Origin of the sequence: Psychrobacter sp. AOP30-A2-5 (assembly GCF_052378115.1) — a bacterium.
Taxonomy (GTDB): Bacteria; Pseudomonadota; Gammaproteobacteria; order Pseudomonadales; family Moraxellaceae; genus Psychrobacter.
Genome location: NZ_JBQSXK010000032.1, coordinates 1 through 19551 on the forward strand (window position 1 = coordinate 1; position 19551 = coordinate 19551).

General features: G+C 41.9%; 16 protein-coding genes. 11 read left to right on the top strand and 5 right to left on the bottom strand.

Annotated features, from left to right (window positions below; all coding sequences use genetic code 11):
• Nucleotides 1–317: 317 nt before the first annotated feature.
• The 5 genes from ACT3S4_RS13655 to ACT3S4_RS13675 all read left to right on the top strand — a co-directional run bounded on the left by ACT3S4_RS13655 (nt 318) and on the right by ACT3S4_RS13675 (nt 5229).
• Nucleotides 318–1379: a TRAP transporter substrate-binding protein gene (locus ACT3S4_RS13655; RefSeq protein WP_045448046.1), complete on the top strand. Its 1062-nt coding sequence runs from the start codon at nt 318–320 to the stop codon at nt 1377–1379.
• Between the two features lie 17 nt (nt 1380–1396).
• Entirely contained in the window at nt 1397–1924 is a 528-nt protein-coding gene (locus ACT3S4_RS13660; RefSeq protein WP_201560843.1) for a TRAP transporter small permease, read from the top strand.
• Nucleotides 1921–3210 carry a TRAP transporter large permease gene (locus tag ACT3S4_RS13665; protein WP_045448043.1) on the top strand — a complete coding sequence of 430 codons (1290 nt, stop codon included), beginning with the start codon at nt 1921–1923 and terminating at the stop codon, nt 3208–3210. Before ACT3S4_RS13660 ends, ACT3S4_RS13665 begins: the two co-directional genes overlap by 4 nt.
• A gap of 323 nt (nt 3211–3533) precedes the next feature.
• Nucleotides 3534–4583: a 5'-nucleotidase gene (locus ACT3S4_RS13670; protein WP_201560842.1), complete on the top strand. Its 1050-nt coding sequence runs from the start codon at nt 3534–3536 to the stop codon at nt 4581–4583.
• A 40-nt stretch (nt 4584–4623) separates the two neighbouring features.
• Nucleotides 4624–5229 (top strand): rhomboid family intramembrane serine protease, encoded by a 606-nt coding sequence (locus ACT3S4_RS13675; RefSeq protein ID WP_045448040.1) that lies wholly within the window; start codon nt 4624–4626, stop codon nt 5227–5229.
• A gap of 84 nt (nt 5230–5313) precedes the next feature.
• On the opposite strand, the gene ACT3S4_RS13680 is transcribed toward ACT3S4_RS13675, so the two are convergent.
• The 3 genes from ACT3S4_RS13680 to ACT3S4_RS13690 all read right to left on the bottom strand — a co-directional run bounded on the left by ACT3S4_RS13680 (nt 5314) and on the right by ACT3S4_RS13690 (nt 8353).
• Complete coding sequence (locus tag ACT3S4_RS13680; protein WP_060491928.1) at nt 5314–5859, bottom strand: hypothetical protein; 546 nt, start codon at nt 5857–5859, stop codon at nt 5314–5316.
• A gap of 360 nt (nt 5860–6219) precedes the next feature.
• Complete coding sequence (locus ACT3S4_RS13685; RefSeq protein WP_055125849.1) at nt 6220–8088, bottom strand: sodium:solute symporter family protein; 1869 nt, start codon at nt 8086–8088, stop codon at nt 6220–6222.
• A 4-nt stretch (nt 8089–8092) separates the two neighbouring features.
• Nucleotides 8093–8353, bottom strand: coding sequence for a DUF4212 domain-containing protein (locus tag ACT3S4_RS13690; RefSeq protein ID WP_045448034.1), 261 nt, complete (start codon nt 8351–8353; stop codon nt 8093–8095).
• Between the two features lie 1109 nt (nt 8354–9462).
• Here ACT3S4_RS13690 and ACT3S4_RS13695 point away from each other — a divergent pair.
• Nucleotides 9463–10959 carry an alanine/glycine:cation symporter family protein gene (locus tag ACT3S4_RS13695; protein ID WP_060491926.1) on the top strand — a complete coding sequence of 499 codons (1497 nt, stop codon included), beginning with the start codon at nt 9463–9465 and terminating at the stop codon, nt 10957–10959.
• A gap of 113 nt (nt 10960–11072) precedes the next feature.
• Here ACT3S4_RS13695 and ACT3S4_RS13700 read toward each other — a convergent pair whose 3' ends face one another.
• Nucleotides 11073–12710 carry an electron transfer flavoprotein-ubiquinone oxidoreductase gene (locus tag ACT3S4_RS13700; RefSeq protein ID WP_055125900.1) on the bottom strand — a complete coding sequence of 546 codons (1638 nt, stop codon included), beginning with the start codon at nt 12708–12710 and terminating at the stop codon, nt 11073–11075.
• A 613-nt stretch (nt 12711–13323) separates the two neighbouring features.
• On the opposite strand from ACT3S4_RS13700, the gene ACT3S4_RS13705 reads away from it, so the two are divergent.
• From ACT3S4_RS13705 to ACT3S4_RS13720, 4 genes are all read left to right on the top strand, one after another.
• Nucleotides 13324–14019: a DUF1285 domain-containing protein gene (locus tag ACT3S4_RS13705; protein ID WP_444761254.1), complete on the top strand. Its 696-nt coding sequence runs from the start codon at nt 13324–13326 to the stop codon at nt 14017–14019.
• Nucleotides 14020–14397: 378 nt separating this feature from the next.
• On the top strand, nt 14398–15288 hold the full coding sequence (murI, locus tag ACT3S4_RS13710; RefSeq protein WP_444761258.1) for a glutamate racemase: 891 nt from the start codon (nt 14398–14400) through the stop codon (nt 15286–15288).
• Between the two features lie 165 nt (nt 15289–15453).
• Nucleotides 15454–16452, top strand: a complete 999-nt coding sequence (locus ACT3S4_RS13715) for a DUF4062 domain-containing protein (RefSeq protein WP_444761255.1) — start codon at nt 15454–15456, stop codon at nt 16450–16452.
• Nucleotides 16453–16728: 276 nt separating this feature from the next.
• Nucleotides 16729–17028, top strand: coding sequence for a hypothetical protein (locus tag ACT3S4_RS13720; protein WP_045455583.1), 300 nt, complete (start codon nt 16729–16731; stop codon nt 17026–17028).
• A gap of 103 nt (nt 17029–17131) precedes the next feature.
• On the opposite strand, the gene ACT3S4_RS13725 is transcribed toward ACT3S4_RS13720, so the two are convergent.
• Entirely contained in the window at nt 17132–18613 is a 1482-nt protein-coding gene (locus ACT3S4_RS13725) for a lytic murein transglycosylase (protein WP_444761256.1), read from the bottom strand.
• A 320-nt stretch (nt 18614–18933) separates the two neighbouring features.
• On the opposite strand from ACT3S4_RS13725, the gene ACT3S4_RS13730 reads away from it, so the two are divergent.
• Nucleotides 18934–19551, top strand: a 618-nt coding sequence (locus ACT3S4_RS13730) for a DUF262 domain-containing protein (RefSeq protein WP_444761257.1), incomplete at its 3' end; no start/stop codon positions are given.

Consider the following 19551-nt stretch of genomic DNA (forward strand, 5'->3'; position numbering starts at 1 on the left):
CTAGGGGTTGGGACATTAAGTATAATTTTACACTTAATCTAACTTACTTTTATAATTCACACTCTATAAGTGTATTTTCTATTTGAATTGACGATTTTTTTGTTTAAATGCTATGCAATTTTATGAATATATTTTCTAGTCCTGCCATCAAAATGATTTGACTTATATCATTATAGCTGCTAATTTTAAACTAGATTTTTATTACAGGTATGTAAAAGATATATTTGAAACTTGTAAGTTATTACATCTGGTATAGATTGGATTATTTACCAGTGATGTATTACTCCTATTTTCACGATTATCAAAAGGAATTGATAATGAAGCTAGCTCCTCTTTTTTCAATTGGTGCCTTAGCGGCTGTTAGTCTTTTAGGCTGCTCTAACCAATCTTCTAACACGACTGATGGCTCATCAGCAACCTCTCAAGAAACGACCGTTTTACGCTTCTCTCACTTTTGGCCAGCAACCTCTTCTATCAGCACAGAGGTTTTTGAACCTTGGGCAAAGCAAATTGAAACAGATTCTAATGGTCGCTTAAAAGTAGAGTTGTATCCTTCCGCGGGTCTTGCCAAAGCAGATGTTACGTACGAATCTGCTGCTAAAGGTACGATAGATATCGGCTCACAAGCACATGGTTATACCAGTGGTCGTTTTCCTTTAACTCAAATCACTGAACTTCCTGGTTTATCAAACTCAGCGACTCAAATGGGTTGTATGCTTCAGACTCTTTATGAGGATGGCACGCTTGCTAGTGAATACGAAGATTCTCATTTGCTATTTATGTATGGTGCTGGGCCTGGCTCACTGCATACTACGGATAAGTTGATTCGGACTCCTGAAGACATGAAAGGCATGCGCATCCGCCGCCCTTCTGCGGTCGCGGGTGACATTATCGAGAGTGCTGGGGCGTCACCAGTAGGATTGCCTGCTAATGATATGTATACCTCGCTACAGCGCGGCGTCGTCGATGGGTTGAGCTTTCCATGGGAGGCCGTAACAGCGTTCAAAATTGACGAAATCACCAAATATCATACCAACATTCCTTTTTATAGTTCGGCGCTGATGGTTACTATGAATAAGGATAAATATAACAACTTACCTGATGATTTAAAGCAAGTGTTGGATAAAAACTCAGGAATGGCATTGGCGAATAAAGTTGGTGAAGTGTTTGATAAGCATGATCAAATGGCCATTCAAGCTGCTAAAGCTAAAGGCGATGAGATCGTTGAAATTCCTGATCCATTGAATGATCCTGATTGGAAAGGACCACTTGAAAAGGGTACTAAAAAATATCTAAGTGATGTCAATGCTTTGGGTTTAGATGCTGATAGTGTCTATGAGAAAGCAAAAGCTGCCAGTGCCGCTTGTAAAGTGGTATAACTCATTGGAGGTGTCACATGGCATTTTTAGTAAAAATCAGCATTTTAATCTCTAGATTATGCCAGTTTATTGGTGGTGTCAGTCTTATTATTATTGTCCTCACAACGATGCTCGATGTGACTGCTCGTTATATTTTCAAGCTGACTGGTGGTGAGTTTGGCTTTACTGTTAAAGGCAGTGTAGAGATCGTTTCTTACTTCATGCTCTTTGCTTTACTTGCTGCCTTTGGCGCTTTCGTCGAACGCTCACAAATCATCGTTGATGTCTTTACCCAAAAAATGCCGCAAGCCGTTAAAGGCTATATGATGGGCGTCTTTATGATGGGCTTTTTTATCATCGGTATCGTTTTTGCTTGGGGGCTTTATGAGAGTGCTGTTGATGCCATAGCATACGGCAAAGTCACTCAAGACCTTCGATTATCAATGATGCCCATCTATGCATTTAGTGCATTTTTAAGTCTCTTACTCGCCATTCGCTCATTAATCGAATCCATCAATATCTTTAAAACGGGCGAGTTCTTTGACGCCGAGGAGACAGGCGCATGAGTCCAGAAATTATTGGAGCCATTGGCTTAATCGTCATGATCCTGCTTGTTGTCCTGCGAGTTCCAGTGGCGCTTGCCATGTTAGGTGTTGGATTGGTTGGTTTTGGCGCAGTGACGGCACCCAGTGGTGCATTACAAATGCTTAAAGATATTCCGGTAGATGTGTTAGCCAAATATGACTTTAGTGCGATTCCCTTATTTATTTTAATGGGAGTCTTTGCTACCCATTCAGGGATGGCAGGGAAATTGTTTGAAGCTACCCGAACTATTTTTGGGGGAGTGAGGGGCAGTTTGGGTATCGCTGGCATAGGATCGTCTGGTATTTTTGCTTCTATCTCAGGCTCATCCTTAGCCACAGCATCCACTATGACCAAGGTTGCGCTGCCACAAATGGAGAAGTATGGTTATCAACCAGGTTTTGCCTGTGGTATTTTAGCAGCGGGTGGCACGTTAGGTATTATGATTCCGCCTAGCATTGCGCTACTGGTTTATGCCATCTTAACCCAGCAGTCAGTCGGTGACATGTTCATCGCTGGTTTCTTGCCTGGGATTTTGGGCATGGTGATGTATTCAATCACTGTTATGATTATGGTACGCTGGAAGCCGCATTTAGCGCGTCGCGGTGAGCCTACTTCTTGGAAAGCCAAGCTGCTGTCATTGACGGGACTCATACCATTTAGCTTTATTTTCATTGTGATTATCGCTGGTATTTTCTTTGGGTTATTTACTCCGACAGAAGGAGCAGCAGTCGGTGCGTTTGTTTCTTGGGCTTATGCTTTTGCCAAAGGTATGCGTATAAAAGGTCTAAAGCAATCTTTGATTGAAACGCTTGCATTATCAGCGGTGGTATTCTTTATGCTGCTGGGTGCAGAAGCCTTGGGTTACTTTATCTCCGTCTCACGCTTGTCTTATACGCTAGCGACTTGGATTGGTACATTAGCAGTTAGCCCAATGATTGTACTGATCTGTATCTTAATCATGTACTTCCTCTTAGGGTTGTTCATGGATGCTTTGGCGATGCTGGTCATTACTATTCCAGTGGTATATCCAATCATTGTGGCGTTAGGGTTTGATCCCGTATGGTTTGGTATCATCGCTGTATTGACAGTAGAGCTTGGACTGATTACGCCGCCGATGGGGATGAATATCTTTGTGATTAAGGCAATGGCACCGCATATTAAGCTGTCTGATATGTTTCGCGGGGTCGCACCGTTCATTGTCTCTGATCTGATTCGACTGGTTATTTTGGTCGCCTTTCCAGCAATATCTTTAGTGCTGCTAACGTAAGCGCTATTGATAAAAGGAAGCTTAGAAAATCATAGCTGCGTCGTTCATTTGTATTGTTTATTAATAGGGCCATATTGTTTTCATAACAATATGGCTTTTTTATGATAAAAGAAAAAATCGGCGTAATAATTCTATGGTTAAATTATTCCACATAAAGTCACATTATGAGACACTTTCTGAGCGGTCATTTTGATTACTTAAAAAGTAGTTTTTATACTAAATGACATTATACGTGGATAACTTTTCTTATCATTCTAAGGGCTTGTGAATGTAGTAAACTGGTTGGCATTTCCGAATAGATAACTTTATAAGTAGAGAAAATCATGGCAGTCGATTTTAGTAATACGCTCATCGTCGCGATTTCTGCAACGGCACTTTTTAATTTAACAGAATCAGAAAATTATTTGCTAGAGCTGCTAGAGCAGAGACCTGCAAGCGCCATAAAAGAATTTCGAGACTATATGACCAAGCGTGAGAACGATGCTCTCAGTATTGGTGCTGGTTATCCATTAATTAAAGCTCTATTAAATCTGAATAATTATTGCAATGATGGCATGCAAGATTTACAGGTTGAGACACCTTTGGTGGAAGTGGTCATTGTTTCAAAGAGTAGTCCAGATACGGGCATTCAAGTCCTCAATGCAATTCTTGAACATGAGCTGACTATCTCACGCTCGGCATTTATTTCAGGCAGTCCTGTGGCTCCTTATATTAAAGACTTCAATGTCGATCTATTTTTGACGACCAATCGCGAAGATGCCCAGCAAGTGGCTGATGCCAATATCTGCGCTTGTGCGATACTCGACGCAACCCCTGTCAATACTTATGAGTTAGATACCGATCAGCTACGTATTGCTTTTGATGGTGATGCGGTGCTGTTTGATGATTCAGGTGAGCTACTGTACAAGCAAAAAGGACTGCGTGCTTTTCACGATCGCGAAATACAGATGCGTGATTTACCCATTGAAAAAGGCCCTTATGCTGAATTGTTGATTAAACTATCAAATTTACAGGAACGTCTACCTGCTGGTCTCAAGTATTCTCCAATAAAGATTGCATTGGTGACAGCTCGCAACGCACCTGCTGATCTGCGTGCGATTAAGACATTGCGAGAGTGGGGCGTCAATGTTGATATGGCGTTTTTCTTAGGAGGTTTAGAAAAAACAGCGGTACTTAGAACGTTTGCACCTCATATCTTTTTTGATGATTCTATCAAACATATCGATGCCGCTCGTCGTTTTGTGCCCACCGCTTTAGTGCCTTATCACTCGACGTCGTTATTACATAGTGACAGTTATTTGATGACTGGCAAAGAGGCTGCATTGTTAGATTTTACACCTGTAACACGCTCCACTGCTACGCTGAGTCATTAAAATATCGCTAAAAACATGGATTAAAAGAATAGGGCATTATATGAATTGGCAGCAACTGCTTAGCTTGATTATGATACGAATAAAGCAGGTTATAGGCTTATATGCTTTTGTATTAATACCGATGTGGGGCATGTTTTTTTTAAATGAAGTGGCATTATTTGGCATGTGGAATATCTTTGGGATTGTGCCTCGTGCCTTGGATGTGGGCAGCATGATTGGAGTATTTGCGTCATGGACGATGCATGGCAATTTTTCACATTTGCTTGGTAACACTTTGACGTTGTTACAGATTTTATTTTTGTTTGGATTGTTTGAGAAGAATGCTTATCGAACAGTGATTAAGCTCATTATCGCGTCTGGATTGGTCACTTGGATCATTGGCTCGCCATTGTCAATTCATGTTGGCGCATCAGGGCTATGCTTCGCGATGCTCGGCTATATGATAGGTGGTGCTGTATTTGCGCGGCGTTGGGGTTATTTGATTGCCTGTATTGTCATGGGTACTGGCTATTGGTTGACCATCAAGCAAGGATTGATGCCGCAACAAGGTATTTCGTTTGCGGCGCACTTCGGTGGTCTATGCGCTGGATTGCTGTTAGGCGCTAATTCTAAGCATACTTATACCGCAACTTCTCAGCGCAACTGAATACATGACTATAATATAAGCTGTCTTAAATCCCTTAGTAATCAGATGTTTTAGCAGGGTTTTATTTGCATATTTATGAGGAGGTTAGCTTTTATCAGTACAGATACTAATGAACAACGGGTCATCGGTTGCCAACTCTCGCCATGCTGTTGTTTGCTTGACATGTTCATCAATCGTTAGCTTACTGTCTTTTTCGGGTATGACATAATCGGCACGCGCAGGAATACGACAGTCTATAACTTGTGGTACTTTCTGCACACTTCTGCGTCTTTCAAACAGATATAAATTAACCAAATATACATCTGGATTGTCTACCTGCACGCTAGCGTTGGCGGTATCGGCAGCGATAAAACGTAATATTTGCGGTTTGATATAAGACCATGGGCGAAACCACTCGGTGCTTTTTGCTACTTTGACGACTTGCACGCCTGCTGGTAACTTGCTCACTTGCTGACCATACCAGTTATACTCTTGGTGTATTTGAAAGGCAAACATACCAATCGCAGCAAACAAAGGAATAAGCCACTTTGGTGCGCGTTTGCCAGCCAGTTTACTGAGGTGAGTTATAATGAGTGCCAGACCAGCCATGCCAAATGCGGCAGCAATGGTAGCGATAAACTCAAAAAGCATAAAATCTTCCTTAATGCGTTAAGCACTTTTAGTTGAGCGCTTTTAACTAGGGCGTGTCCTCATTTTAAAAATGGTAATAAAAATGAGATAAATTGCCGTCAAACAAGGAAAGTAGCGCAAATAATATCGAGATATTGATAAGCTATTTGACGATGTTTGGTAAAATTTAGCCATTTTTAGCCCATTTAGAGGGTAATCGATTTAATTGAGGACACGCCCTAAGCATAGTTAATAAAGTATATTCAATAAAGCAAAAATCTAACATTTTTTATAATCAATAAGAGATAAAAAAATCACTCACAAGCAGCTACTGCCTGTGAGTGATATATAGTAACTGAAGATATATTCTCATTTATACACTTAGTGGTCGACTGCACCGCCTGCGCCACGTGGAGAGCGGACACTTTCAACCAACTCTTGAATGTGTAATGGTGGGGGAGCAGTAGCATAAGAGACAGCAAACGCTACGATAAAGTTAAGCAACGCCCCAATCGCACCAAATGATAGTGGTGAGATACCAAACAACCAATACTCTGCCGTATCAGGGAAGTTCGCTGTACCGCTAATGAAGAACCAACCTTTAAAGACAAAGATATAAACAAGGATACTAATCAGACCTGTTAGCATACCAGCGATGGCACCAACATTATTGATCCGTTTAGAGAAAATACCCATCATCAGTGCAGGGAAGAGCGATGCACCAGCGATACCGAATGCTAATGCGACTACCTGTGCGGCAAACCCTGGTGGATTTATTCCTAACCAAGTAGCAACTACAATCGCAACACCCATCGTAATACGCGCAACTCTTAATTCGCCTTTATCAGTAATGTTTGGATTAAGGTTTCGTTTAATCAAGTCATGACTGATCGCTGACGAAATAGCGAGTAGTAGGCCTGCTGCTGTTGAAAGCGCTGCTGCCAAACCACCTGCGGCGATAAGACCAATAACCCATGGTGGAAGATTCGCAATTTCTGGGTTAGCTAATACTAAGATATCGGCATTGACATCCAGCTCATTACCCTTCCAGCCTGCTGCGGTAAAGCGTCCATCAAGTTCTAGATCCTGTGCGACACGTGCAGTCTCTACAGCTGCAGTGGCAGCGGCTACATCGCCACCATCCGCTTGTGCAGCACTCAAGGCAAGCTCAGCGGCACCAAGTCCACTGTCGTTGTACATTTGGATACGACCATCATTATTAAGATCATTATATTTAATAAGGCCGGTATCTTCCCATGTCTTCATCCAGTCTGGACGTTGATCATAGTTTATAGGTGCTTCTGCCACCCCTTGTGGATAAATCGTATCAATCAGGTTTAAACGTGCCATTGCACCTACGGCAGGAGCAGTGAAGTATAGTAGCGAGATAAATACCAACGTCCAACCAGCAGTCCAACGCGCATCAGCGACTTTAGGGACGGTGAAGAATCGGATGATAACGTGTGGTAGACCTGCTGTACCAATCATGAGCGATAAGGTAAATAGCACCATGTTTAGCTTGTTAGGAACGTCAGCGGTATAAGCCGTGAAACCCAAATCAGTAACCACCTGATCTAGCTTGGTTAAGATAGGAACGCCTGCTTCCACATGGTTTGAAAACAAGCCCAAACCTGGAATTGGATTGCCTGTTAACTCAAGTGAGATGAAAACAGCAGGAATGGTATATGCAATCATTAGAACCACATACTGCGCTACCTGCGTATAAGTAATCCCTTTCATACCACCAAGTACAGCGTAGAAGAAGACAACAACCGCAGCAATCAGTAGACCAGTAGTGTTTTCAACTTCCAAGAAGCGTGAGAAAGCGACACCAGCACCCGTCATCTGACCAATAACATAAGTCGTTGACGCGATAATCAAACAAATTACGGCAATCATTGCTGCCGTTTTTGAATAAAAACGGTCACCGATGAAGTCAGGTACCGTAAACTTACCAAATTTACGTAAATAAGGTGCTAGGAGCATTGCCAGTAGTACATAACCACCTGTCCAACCCATCAAATAAGTTGATGCGCCATAACCGCCAGCGGCAAGAATACCTGCCATCGAAATAAATGACGCAGCACTCATCCAGTCAGCAGCCGTTGCCATACCGTTGACGACAGGGTGAACACCGCCGCCTGCTACGTAGAATTCACTCGTTGTGCCAGCACGTGCCCAAATTGCAATACCGAAGTATAGAGCGAAAGATAGACCTACAAAAATAATATTAATCGTAAATTGACTCATGGGGCTATTCCTCGTCTACGCCGTATTGTTTATCTAACTTATTCATACGCCAAGCGTAGAAGAAAATTAAAACGATAAATACCCCAATGGATCCTTGCTGAGCAAACCAAAAGCCCAAGTCGGTACCACCGATTTTAATACCTGCTAAGAGAGGACGTAACAAAATCCCAAACCCGTATGAGCATAGCGCCCAAATAAATAGGCTACCTAAAATGAGACGGACATTGGCACGCCAATAACCGGATGGATCGTTGTGGTTTTCCATAGGACAACTCCTTTTGCCTAACATAAAAACAAGATTACTGATTTGAGCCTGACAAGTTATTTTGCTTTAGCATGTATCACATGATGGAAGACAGTTCGATACGTTGTCTATAAACGAATCCTAAAATCAGTTTATAGGCTGATAAAGCAGAATGACCAACCAGTAGTAAGTAACCCAATATTATCGAAAAAAAAGCAGATTTCTATTAATCAAAGCACTACGAAAAATACTTTTCTGTGGTTCGATTTTGCTAAAAATTTACATTGTAAAATATGGCTGTGGGTCGACTATAACCTAAACATCTAACAAGAATTATGGGCTATAGAATGACTGGATTTATAGTATATAGAGATGAGGATTTATGGAGGAGGGTCGTTATTGATTGACAGTCCTCTGTCTTATTATGCTCATCATCCCTGATGATATTGTCTTAATATTTCAACTTATTATTCATGCCAATAAGTATTGCAAGAAATATTTATGAACTTATTGGGAATATATACAATATTGACTTAATTAACAATAAATAAATTTTATTTACTTTATGTAACTAAATGTTTGCTTTATGGAAACCATGGTCAACTTATGTTAGAGAGAGCAGCTAAAAAAAAGGCCGTTGCTCAGGTGTTGTGCTAAAACCCTATTTATATTAAGGATTTAGTTTTATAGAGGTATTAGAGCATTATTAGCAATAAAAGTCATTCATTCTATAAATATAGCCAATACTTTACTCAATAAATATTATGGCAGTGACTATTTTTTTTGGAATGGTGTTTATATGAATACGTTTTAAAATCTATTTGTTGACCTAGTCTCAAAAGTTTTCTTTAGTATTTCATATAAAAAATATTTTTTTGACTTTTATCTAAATACCTTACAAAAGTTCGTAGTTATTTAATTTTATAATAGAGGTTTGAAATAGTTAAATAATCTCTAGTCAGTTAAAATGTAGCGACAGGATGTTAGTGATTTACTTTGCCAGTATATTGATCAGATATTTACTGTTTCATGAGTAGGCAGAGGGATTAGTAAGCATTTTTAAATATCATTAATCACATCAATCCATAAAATATACTAGCAGTATAAAATGTAAGTGAGAGGATAGCAGTATGGGTGAAGGGATAGCAGGTTGGTTTAATAGCATCGTCAATTATGGTGTCAGTATTATTTGGGGCAACAATGATTGGTTGATTGCAAGTAACCCTTGGTATGGATTACTGATGTTCGTACTGATTGGTGCAGGTTTGTATTTTACCATTGCCACACGTTTTATTCAGTTTCGCCACTTTGGGCATATGTGGCAGCTATTGCGCGTGTCCAATCAAGGGCGTAAAGATGGCGGTATCAGCTCATTTGAGGCGCTGATGACCTCATTGGCAGCGCGGGTCGGTACAGGTAATTTAGCAGGGGTTGCAATCGCGATTTACCTTGGCGGTCCGGGTGCCGTGTTTTGGATGTGGATGACTGCGATCGTCGGTATGTCGACCAGTTTTATCGAATCAACATTAGCACAAGCCTATAAAGTGCCGCACAATGACAATGTTTACCGCGGTGGACCGGCTTATTATATCGAAAAAGGTCTCGGTCAGCGCTGGCTAGCGATATTTTTCTCATTATGCTTATTAGTAGCGTTCGGCTTAGCCTTTAATGGCGTGCAGTCAAATACCATCGCACAAGCGACCAACGAAGCATTTGGGGTTCCAACGTGGATGACAGGTTTGGTATTGGTCGTATTAGTTGCGCCAGTGGTATTCGGTGGTTTGCGCTCGGTTGCTCGTATTGCGGGTAAAATCGTACCCGTTATGGCGATTCTCTATATCTTATTGGCCTTGTTCATTATCGTGACGAATTTTAGTCAATTCCCAGCGGCGATTGTGTTAATTGTTAAATCAGCATTTGGTTTTGAGCAAGCAGCAGGCGGGGTGATTGGTTATGGTATTGCTCAGGCAATGATTAACGGTATCAAGCGCGGTCTGTTTTCAAATGAAGCGGGTATGGGTTCAGCGCCTAATGCGGCGGCAACGGCGAAGAGTCACCCCGATCATCCAGCGGTGCAAGGATTTATGCAAATGCTGGGTGTGTTTATGGATACCCTTGTCATTTGTACGGCAACGGCGTCAATTATTATTTTGTCCGGTGTGGTCGATCCTAGTGTTGAGCAAGAAGGTATTCAGCTGACGCAGTTGGCACTGTCGCAATATGTGGGTGATATGGGTGTTATCTTCGTTGCGATTGCTATTTTCTTCTTCTCTTTCACCTCTATCATTGCCAATTATAGCTATGGTGAGTCAAATCTTGAATTCATCTCTGGTGCCAAAAATGCCAAAGTCATGATCATGATATTCCGCTTTATGGTACTTGGCATGGTATTTGTGGGTGCTATTGCGAGTCTTCCTGCCATATGGAACTTCGCTGACTTATCAATGGGTCTAATGGCACTCGTTAACTTAGTGGCTATTTTAATCTTGTCACCCGTAGCACTGCGCATATTGCGTGATTACGAAAGACAAATCAAAGAAGGTAAAACTGGCGATCAAATCAAGTTTAATCCTGATGACTTTGTAAAGCTGAAAAACGAAGCCAATCGTGATGCATGGACAGATTAATCTCACCTGATTAAAGATAAACTTGTCTCATGTGTCGAAGTTAAAAAAACCGCCCTTATGAATTCATAAGGGCGGTTTTTAGTATCAGCGATTAATCCTAATATTATTTAGGTTTACATATTAGGATAGTTAGGGCCACCGCCACCTTCTGGCGTTACCCAAGTAATATTCTGTGAAGGATCTTTGATGTCACAAGTTTTACAATGCACACAGTTTTGCGCATTGATCACAAACTTAGCTCCTTCTGCATCTTTCACTATTTCATACACACCAGCTGGGCAATATAAACGAGCAGGCTCAGCATATAGCGGTAAGTTAATTGAAACAGGTACCGTTGGATCAGTCAATTTCAAATGTACCGGCTGGTCTTCTGCATGGTTAGTATTAGAGATAAATACCGATGACAGCTTGTCAAATACCAGTTTACCATCAGGCTTGAGGTAGGTTGGCTGAAAAGCATGATTGGCACGCTCTAACTGATCATAATCTGGCAGGCTGTCATGTAAGGTAAGCGGCATTTTACCCTTTAATAAGTTATGCTCGATAAAGGTAAAAGCACCGCCCATAAACAGACCCATGCGATGTATTGCAGGCGAGAAGTTGCGTGATTCATAGTTGTCTTGATACAACCATGACTCTTTATACATGGTGGTATAAGCAACCACTTCATCATGCTGACGCTCGGCTTGTAGTGCCTCAAAGATGGCTTCGGCGGCTAGCATGCCTGACTTCATCGATGTGTGTGTGCCTTTGATTTTAGCAGGGTTCAAGAATCCAGCATCATCACCGACCAATACACCACCTGGGAAAGTGAATTTCGGTAGAGAGTTTAAGCCACCTTTAGTCAAAGCACGTGCGCCATAAGAGATACGCTTGCCGCCTTCCAATACGTTTTTGATGACGGGATGGGTTTTTAGGCGCTGCATCTCATCGAATGGCGACATATATGGGTTGTGGTAAGACAAGTCAGCGACAAGACCAAAACTTACTTGGTTGTTTTCATCGAAGTATAACCACCAGCCACCAGTAGAGCCTGTTTCGGTCAATGGCCAGCCAAGACCGTGCATGACCACGCCTTGTTCGTGTTTCTCAGGGGCTACGTCCCACAGCTCTTTTAGACCGATACCATAATGCTGAGGATCTGAGTCTTTATCAAGATCAAAACGGCTGATTAAGCGCTTACCTAAATGACCACGGCTGCCTTCGGCAAAAATAGTGTATTTAGCAAGTAGCTCATAACCTGGCTCAAAGCTAGGCTTGGCTTCGCCATTGGCAGCCACACCCATATCGCCCGTTAAGACACCACGTACAGAACCGTCGTCGTTATATAAAATATCATCTGCAGGGAAGCCTGGGAACATCATGACTTCAAGCTCTTCAGCTTGTACCGCCAACCAGCGCACCACATTGCCCAATGAGACAATATAGTTGCCATTGTTGTGCATCGGTCCTGGAATCAACGAGTCAGGGACTTTAGTAGAGCGCGTGGCTGAGTTTAGATAATAAAAGCGATCTTCGGTCGCTGGCACATTAAGCGGCGCGCCTTTTTCTTTCCAGTCTGGTATCAGCTCGTTCAAAGCGCGTGGTTCGATGACAGCACCTGATAAGGTATGCGCACCAAACTCAGAACCTTTTTCGACCACACAAACCATAAACTCATCATTACCAGCAGCGATAGCGAGCTGACGCAGGCGGATAGCAGCAGATAGCCCAGCAGGTCCACCACCAACGATGATAACGTCAAATTCCATGGATTCACGTTCAATCTCAGGCTCTGCCGCGACAGCTTCTACTACTGGCTCTGGCGCTTTGTCGATAGCGACTGTTTCAGCTGGCGCTTCTTGGGTCACAACGGCTGACTCTGCTTTATCTAGATTTGCCGTCTCTGTCGCTACTGATGGGTCAGTATTCACAGTGTCACTATCAATGACTGGCTTTTGATTGTCTTGCTCTTGCATACCTACTCCTAAACTTTTAGTGGCTTATCTCAGGGCATCATTAGCTTAACCATTGAATAATAGACTTGCGGCGCTAACATTACTCAGACATATGGCTGCCCGATAAAAACTGTCTTTGCGACATCAATTGACCATGTTACTGTCGAGATCCATGTATCTAAGGATATCAACACATCACGTAAAATGTGTCATTAACACAACACCCACTTGACCATTTCAATAAAAAATCGTTACTCATTATAAAAGAAAAGTCCTACAAACACGATACGCATTTATGAGTATCGATGTTAAGGTAAGATTGAACTAATGAGGGTGCTAAGATGATATGCTTTCATCATACCCGAAACTAAAATTTATAGTAATAATAGATTTGCCAAACTTTGAATGCTAAGTAAAGGATTATAAGATGAATAACAATAATGAAGACATAATTCAAGATGATGAATCGGCAGCTAAACCGCCAAAAGACGTGCCATCTGAGCTAAATAATATGGATTCTCTCAGTCAGTATCTAAAGTCTACCGTAGGCAAACGTGTAGGACGTGCCATCCCACCATTGGATAAATGGCACCCAAAAGATGTGGCCGATATGGATCTGGTCATAAAGGCAAATGGCGAGTGGTGGCATGAAGGCGGGCAAATGACTAGAGAGTCATTGGTGAGCTTATTTGCGACTATTTTATGGAAAGAAGACAATAATGGCATCATTGAATATTTTTTGAAGACGCCAGTACAGAAAATCCGTATCCAAGTTGAAGATGCCCCTTTGTTAATCAATGACGTCGGTATCGTCAACGAAGGCAATAACCGTTGGCTAGAATTTACCACGACGACTGGCGATGTGGTGCGTTTAGATGATGAGCACACCATCACATTAAAGGCGTATAATCCTACAGACAATGATACGATTGATCAGCAGACAGCAATGGATATGCAGGTACGTCCTTATATGCCCGTTAGAAATGGTTTGGACGCACTTATTGGGCGTAATACTTTTTATCACTTGACCGAAATTGGCGAATTGACAGAGCAAAATGGTGAGACGATACTGACGTTACAAAGTGGCGGAAAATCCTATGAGCTGTCGATGCCAGACAGTTAATGCAAGGTCTCAAAGCTATGTATCTGTCAAATGATTTACGGCTTAGATATAGTCAATCCTATATAAATCAGATACGAGTGTCAGACTCGCTTAGTTTACTATTTGTAGTACTCTTGCTTGCCTTCCTTGTATCCAAATTATATTGAACCGACTATAGCGATAAATCACCAGATAATTACTGTAGTATGCCAAACAGCAAACAGCAAACAGCAAACAGCATAAAGATGACAATATGTATATAAAAATGGCAGTAGAGTGGTGATGGATATTGCTGCAAGTAATAGCTTAAATAGGGTGAAAATGCGCTCAGATAGCCTTGATGGTAAACATGTTGAGGATGTTGAGAGTGTAACTAATGCTAAAGCTGACATCCATAAAATGAATCTCGGCACAGTTATAAATAATAAGAAACGCAATGCGCCAATCGGATTGTTTGACTCTGGTGTCGGTGGACTGTCAGTTTATCTACATTTGGCACAGCAGTTGCCTGCCGAGCATTATGTCTATTATGCAGACACCTTAAATGTGCCTTATGGTAATCGTGATAGCGCCGATATTGAAGCATTGACTTTAACAGCCGTTGATTGGTTGTATGAGCAGGGCTGCAAGCTCATTGTTATTGCTTGTAATAGCGCCTCAGCTTATGCTTTGGAAACAGCCAGACGGCGTTATCCGCAACTGCCTATCGTCGGATTAGTCCCGGCGCTAAAGCCCGCCATATCGGCGAGCAAAACTGGTCGCGTGGTCGTTTTAGCGACTAAAGCTACCTTGAATGGCACATTGCTTAATGAGGTCATCGATCACTTTGCTAAACCCAACAATACGGTAGTGACCAAATATTTTGATGCGCAATTGGTACCTTGGGTCGAGGCGGGAATGCCAGAGCAGGATGATACTGCTTTAAGATTACGCCAGCAGCTCACATTATTTGCTCATGATGGCGTTGATCAATTGGTACTAGGCTGTACGCACTATCCATTTTTCAAAACGTTTTTGTTAGATGAGATTGCTCAGCAGCAATTGGCGATGCAGGTCGTTGATTCTGGACAAGCCATTGCTGAGCGAGTTAAGCAGCTATTGGCTGCAAACCAGCTGTCTGCATTGGTTGACAATACCCCAGATAATCATTGTTTAGAAACAACTGACAAAACAAAAGTTGTCATTCGACCGCCATTGATTTTTTATGCGACTAAGTTCGATGATAAACTGGGTACTTTAATAGCGCGTTTGCTTGGCAAAGACGCCATCTTGCAATACTGTTCTGAATAGGCGCAGCTAAAGGTGTTTATATCAAACCCATAACCATAATATTGATATATTAAAAATAAATTGAGCTTATTTTTATAAGATTATGCTAGGCTGTGCAACACAAGATATTTGTGCTCTATTTTATATCATATTATTCTATGTCATGACCTAAGCTTAGAGGTGATTGTGCCAGACCGTCGCTATCATATTCACATCATATGCGCTGACAATGATCAATTGTTGGTCTTGGACAGCTTGGCGATATTTTTTCAGTCGCGGGCTTTCTTGACCTATGATGTGTCGAGCCAATTGCCAAAAGCATCGCTATATGGTCGACAATGTATCGACTCCTGCGATTATGCACTGATGCTCATTGGAGACAGTTATGGCACCGTGCAAAGGAATGGCGTTAGCCAAATGCATTTGAGCTATTTGAATGCCAAAGCCAAGCTCAAACCGTTAATCATCTTAATCAAAAATCATCATCCAGATGCGAGTATCAGTCGTCAACTGCAAGAATTTATTAAGTCGGTAACTCGGCAGGACAATACGATATATTATTATGATACAGAAACGGATATTGAGCCATTGCTCGTGCAAGCTTACTATAACGCAGTGACCAATCATCAGGTCGTTGGTGGATGGCTAAGAGCCAATGAGGAAATGATTAAATTTAGCAAGCAAACCGTGGCGGAACGGTTTGCAGATCTATTGTCTACTGACAAAACGCTAAAGGAAAATAGCCCACCTGCTGATGAATTCGTCTCTGATGATGTGAGTAAGCCTATTATATTGTTAGAAGCTTTTGATATCCAATATAGTGCTCAAGCTTATGCAGGTGGCAACCTAACCGATGTTACCAGACCCTTGACCTTAACATGGCAAGAGATATTGATCGCCTTGATGAAAATACCAGCGACCTTTTCGAGCTATGGCTTGCAAAATGCTGTGAATCGCTTGATAGCGTCAAAAGCTGAGCAAGACATCAAAAAAGAGATGCCGAATGTCCATGCCGTCTCGCGCTGCCAAATTTCTCAAGATGATTTGAACCAGCTACAACGTCAGCTAGTGGGTGCAAACTGGATACAGCTCACAACCTATGGCACTCGCGTCTCGCAAGAACTTTGGAAGTTGACCTTTCATGCAAAAAATCTATTGAACGAAGTCCATCATAACTCCCAATGATTCGCACTCTGCACTAATAATATTCCTGCCTTCCTTATTTCAAAATAGTCATAGCCTATCTGCTGTAAAAAGCACACGTGTGGCTGTGACTACGTTTTGTAATACAAAGCATACGCGTCAACGGTTGTGAATCCATTTAAGGCTGGTAATATTGAGACTAATCAGAGATTGATAATAAATACATTATTTATATTAAAATTACTGACGTATATCTTGTATACATATAAATCGAATGTATATAAATCGCATAATAATACTGACTAAGGAGAGCACCTGATGAGTAACGCTAAAAACGATGCATTAAAAAAAGAGCTTGATGGCTTAGAAGAATCTATGCATGCTGCCGAGCAGTTTCATACACTAGAAGAGCAAGTAGCGGACATGAAACGTCGCGGTATCGACCCTAGCCAAGCTTACAAAGACTTGGACAGAAAAGAAGAAGATGCTGATTGGGGTGATGCTACTTGGAAAGAAAATGGAAAATGGGAGCCAAAAACGCCTGCTGATCTAGATGAAAAAGCACGTGAGAACTGGGATGGTGACAATGGTAAACCGAACCCACCACCGATCGTTTAAGTTGACAATTGACTAAAAACTAAAGAATGAACCTCATGAAAAAGCCACGTTATTATAGCGTGGCTTTTTTTATTTGCTTAACCTAAGATACATCCGCAGAATACTAAGAACCTTCGTCAACACGAACGAGCTTCACCACACCGTCGCTACCGATGACACGGCGATAGCGTGTGTTACCAGAGGTAGGTGATTGCGCAGAAGGCTGCGTTGAGTACGTATTAGGAGTACTCGTTTGCTGCTGAATCAGCTGGCCCATACGATCAGCAGAGGCAGGGTTTAAAGGCTGGCTATTCGGCGGCTGTCCGTATTGATTGCCGTATTGCGTACTTTTCGGGGTTATGTTTCCAGCATCTCCAATGATTGCACGGTAGAATTTCTGTCCTGCGCGGCCATCCGTTGGCAAGATACCACGACTAGATTGGTATTGCTGAATCGCGATACGGGTATTGTCGCCAATAATGCCGTCAACACCACCAATATCGTAACCCGCATTCAATAACGCCTGCTGGATATCTTTGGCTTGCTGGCGACTGATACCAGGGTCATCGGTAGGCCATGCCGTGACAAAGTCAGTTTTGCTGCTGTCCTCTTTGGTGATTAAGTCTGATAAATGGGCTATTGCCAACGCATAATTTTCTGACGCATTATAAGAATAAAACGTATCAAAGTTTTTACCGACCAAGAAAGCAGGACCATCTTTGCCAGCGGGTAATAATAGTCCTGCGCTGCTCAAATCGTTAGGCAATGGGCTGCCATTAGCAAGGGTTAAACCTTGATTGCGCCAGTGGCTGATAGACTTCTTGTTTTTACGGTCAGACGCTGCCCAAAATCCACTGGGCAGCTTGACTTCGTAACCCCAAGGCTCGCCCGTGCGATAGCCGCGCTTATCTAAGAAGTTGGCGGTAGAGGCTAGCGCGTCAGGCACACTATTGACCAAATCACGGCGACCATCGCCATCAAAATCGACTGCCAGCTCTAAAAAGGTACTTGGCATAAATTGCGTTTGACCAAAAGCGCCCGCCCATGAGCCGGTCATATCACTTGGCGCGATATCACCGTTTTGGACGATTTTTAGCGCATTAGCGTATTCACCTTGGAAATAGCTCTGACGGCGATCAAAACAAGACAGCGTCGCCAAAGACTCAAACAAAGGTTTTTTGCCTAATGTCTGCCCAAAGTTTGACTCAACGCCCCATACACCTAGTACATGCTCGGCTTTGACGCCATAGCGTGATTCAATTTGACGGAGCGTGTCCGCCCATTGGCGCTTGGCACGGATGCCATCTTCTACACGCTCTTTATCGACCAGTGAAGATAAATAATCCCAAACGTCTTTTTGAAACTCTGGCTGATAATTCAATGACTGAATCACGCTAGGATCAGGCTGGCTAGGGCGATAGTTATTAAAAGTAGAGCCATCAACCCCTCGAAATTTGCTAGAGTTTTTCAAACCGTCTAAGCATTGTTGAAACTCGGCATTAGATAAGTCTGGCGCTGGTGGTTTGGCTGCTTGAGCAGTGCTAGCAAAACTCAGCCCAACAGCAAGGCTAAGTAGCGATAAAGTAGAAACTGGAGTCAAACGCATGAAAATATCCTATAAACGTTGAAATAGTTATTAAAAGAGAAAGCAAAGCAGATTGGTGCAGTTTGGACTTAGAGTAACCAATCTCATTGGTAAAGAAAAGGTATCGAAGTAAGCTGTTACTATAAATTGACGGTGGCGTGAGGTTGAGAGAGGGTTTAAGTGAAATGACTGCTTCAACTAAAGTTGTTTACTCACATTAACAGGTCATATTATTTATCCTAGCGTTGTTATACTATTAATAGAGTTACAAAACCTACAACCATAAATAATGTTACTTTTCAAAATACTGAATTAATCACTTAATCCTTTTAGGAAAAACTATGACAATGAATTTCAATACGACAAATAGCACTTTTCGTCAGTTATTAGGTAATGGTTTACGTTATAGCGTACCTCCTTTTCAGCGTGATTACTCATGGTCAGACCTAGAGTGGGAAGAGCTATGGCAAGATATAGAAGCACTATTTATCGAAGATGCTGAATCTGCACATTATATGGGGTATTTGGTACTGCAAACTACAAATAATAAACAGTTTGATATTATCGATGGTCAGCAGCGATTAACAACACTTAGTATTCTAATACTAGCAGGTCTAAGTTTTTTAAAAGATATGGTAAGTAATAGTGTTGACGCTGACCGCAATGGCCAACGTTTACATCAGTTGAAAAATGACTATATTGGCTATACTGACCCAGTTACTCTGATTGAAACACCAATCCTAAAGCTGAACAGGCACAATGATAAGTATTATCGTAATCACTTAATCACACTGGATAAGCTGCCACAACGTGGATTACATGCTTCTGAACATAGAATTCGTAAAGCTTTTGATTGGTTTAAAAATAAAATTAAGCAGAAGTTTGGGATGGAAACTTCTAGTGGTCAGAATTTTGCACAGTTTCTAGATGATTTAGTAGATAAATTGTTTTTCACAGTT

What these genes read in the sequence shown, in the direction of transcription:
- ACT3S4_RS13655 (WP_045448046.1), top strand. Translation starts at nt 318, where the DNA reads ATGAAGCTAGCTCCTCTTTTTTCAATTGGTGCCTTAGCGGCTGTTAGT.
- ACT3S4_RS13660 (WP_201560843.1), top strand. Translation starts at nt 1,397, where the DNA reads ATGGCATTTTTAGTAAAAATCAGCATTTTAATCTCTAGATTATGCCAG.
- ACT3S4_RS13665 (WP_045448043.1), top strand. Translation starts at nt 1,921, where the DNA reads ATGAGTCCAGAAATTATTGGAGCCATTGGCTTAATCGTCATGATCCTG.
- ACT3S4_RS13670 (WP_201560842.1), top strand. Translation starts at nt 3,534, where the DNA reads ATGGCAGTCGATTTTAGTAATACGCTCATCGTCGCGATTTCTGCAACG.
- ACT3S4_RS13675 (WP_045448040.1), top strand. Translation starts at nt 4,624, where the DNA reads ATGAATTGGCAGCAACTGCTTAGCTTGATTATGATACGAATAAAGCAG.
- ACT3S4_RS13680 (WP_060491928.1), bottom strand. Translation starts at nt 5,859, where the DNA reads ATGCTTTTTGAGTTTATCGCTACCATTGCTGCCGCATTTGGCATGGCT.
- ACT3S4_RS13685 (WP_055125849.1), bottom strand. Translation starts at nt 8,088, where the DNA reads ATGAGTCAATTTACGATTAATATTATTTTTGTAGGTCTATCTTTCGCT.
- ACT3S4_RS13690 (WP_045448034.1), bottom strand. Translation starts at nt 8,353, where the DNA reads ATGGAAAACCACAACGATCCATCCGGTTATTGGCGTGCCAATGTCCGT.
- ACT3S4_RS13695 (WP_060491926.1), top strand. Translation starts at nt 9,463, where the DNA reads ATGGGTGAAGGGATAGCAGGTTGGTTTAATAGCATCGTCAATTATGGT.
- ACT3S4_RS13700 (WP_055125900.1), bottom strand. Translation starts at nt 12,710, where the DNA reads ATGGAATTTGACGTTATCATCGTTGGTGGTGGACCTGCTGGGCTATCT.
- ACT3S4_RS13705 (WP_444761254.1), top strand. Translation starts at nt 13,324, where the DNA reads ATGAATAACAATAATGAAGACATAATTCAAGATGATGAATCGGCAGCT.
- murI (WP_444761258.1), top strand. Translation starts at nt 14,398, where the DNA reads ATGAATCTCGGCACAGTTATAAATAATAAGAAACGCAATGCGCCAATC.
- ACT3S4_RS13720 (WP_045455583.1), top strand. Translation starts at nt 16,729, where the DNA reads ATGAGTAACGCTAAAAACGATGCATTAAAAAAAGAGCTTGATGGCTTA.
- ACT3S4_RS13725 (WP_444761256.1), bottom strand. Translation starts at nt 18,613, where the DNA reads ATGCGTTTGACTCCAGTTTCTACTTTATCGCTACTTAGCCTTGCTGTT.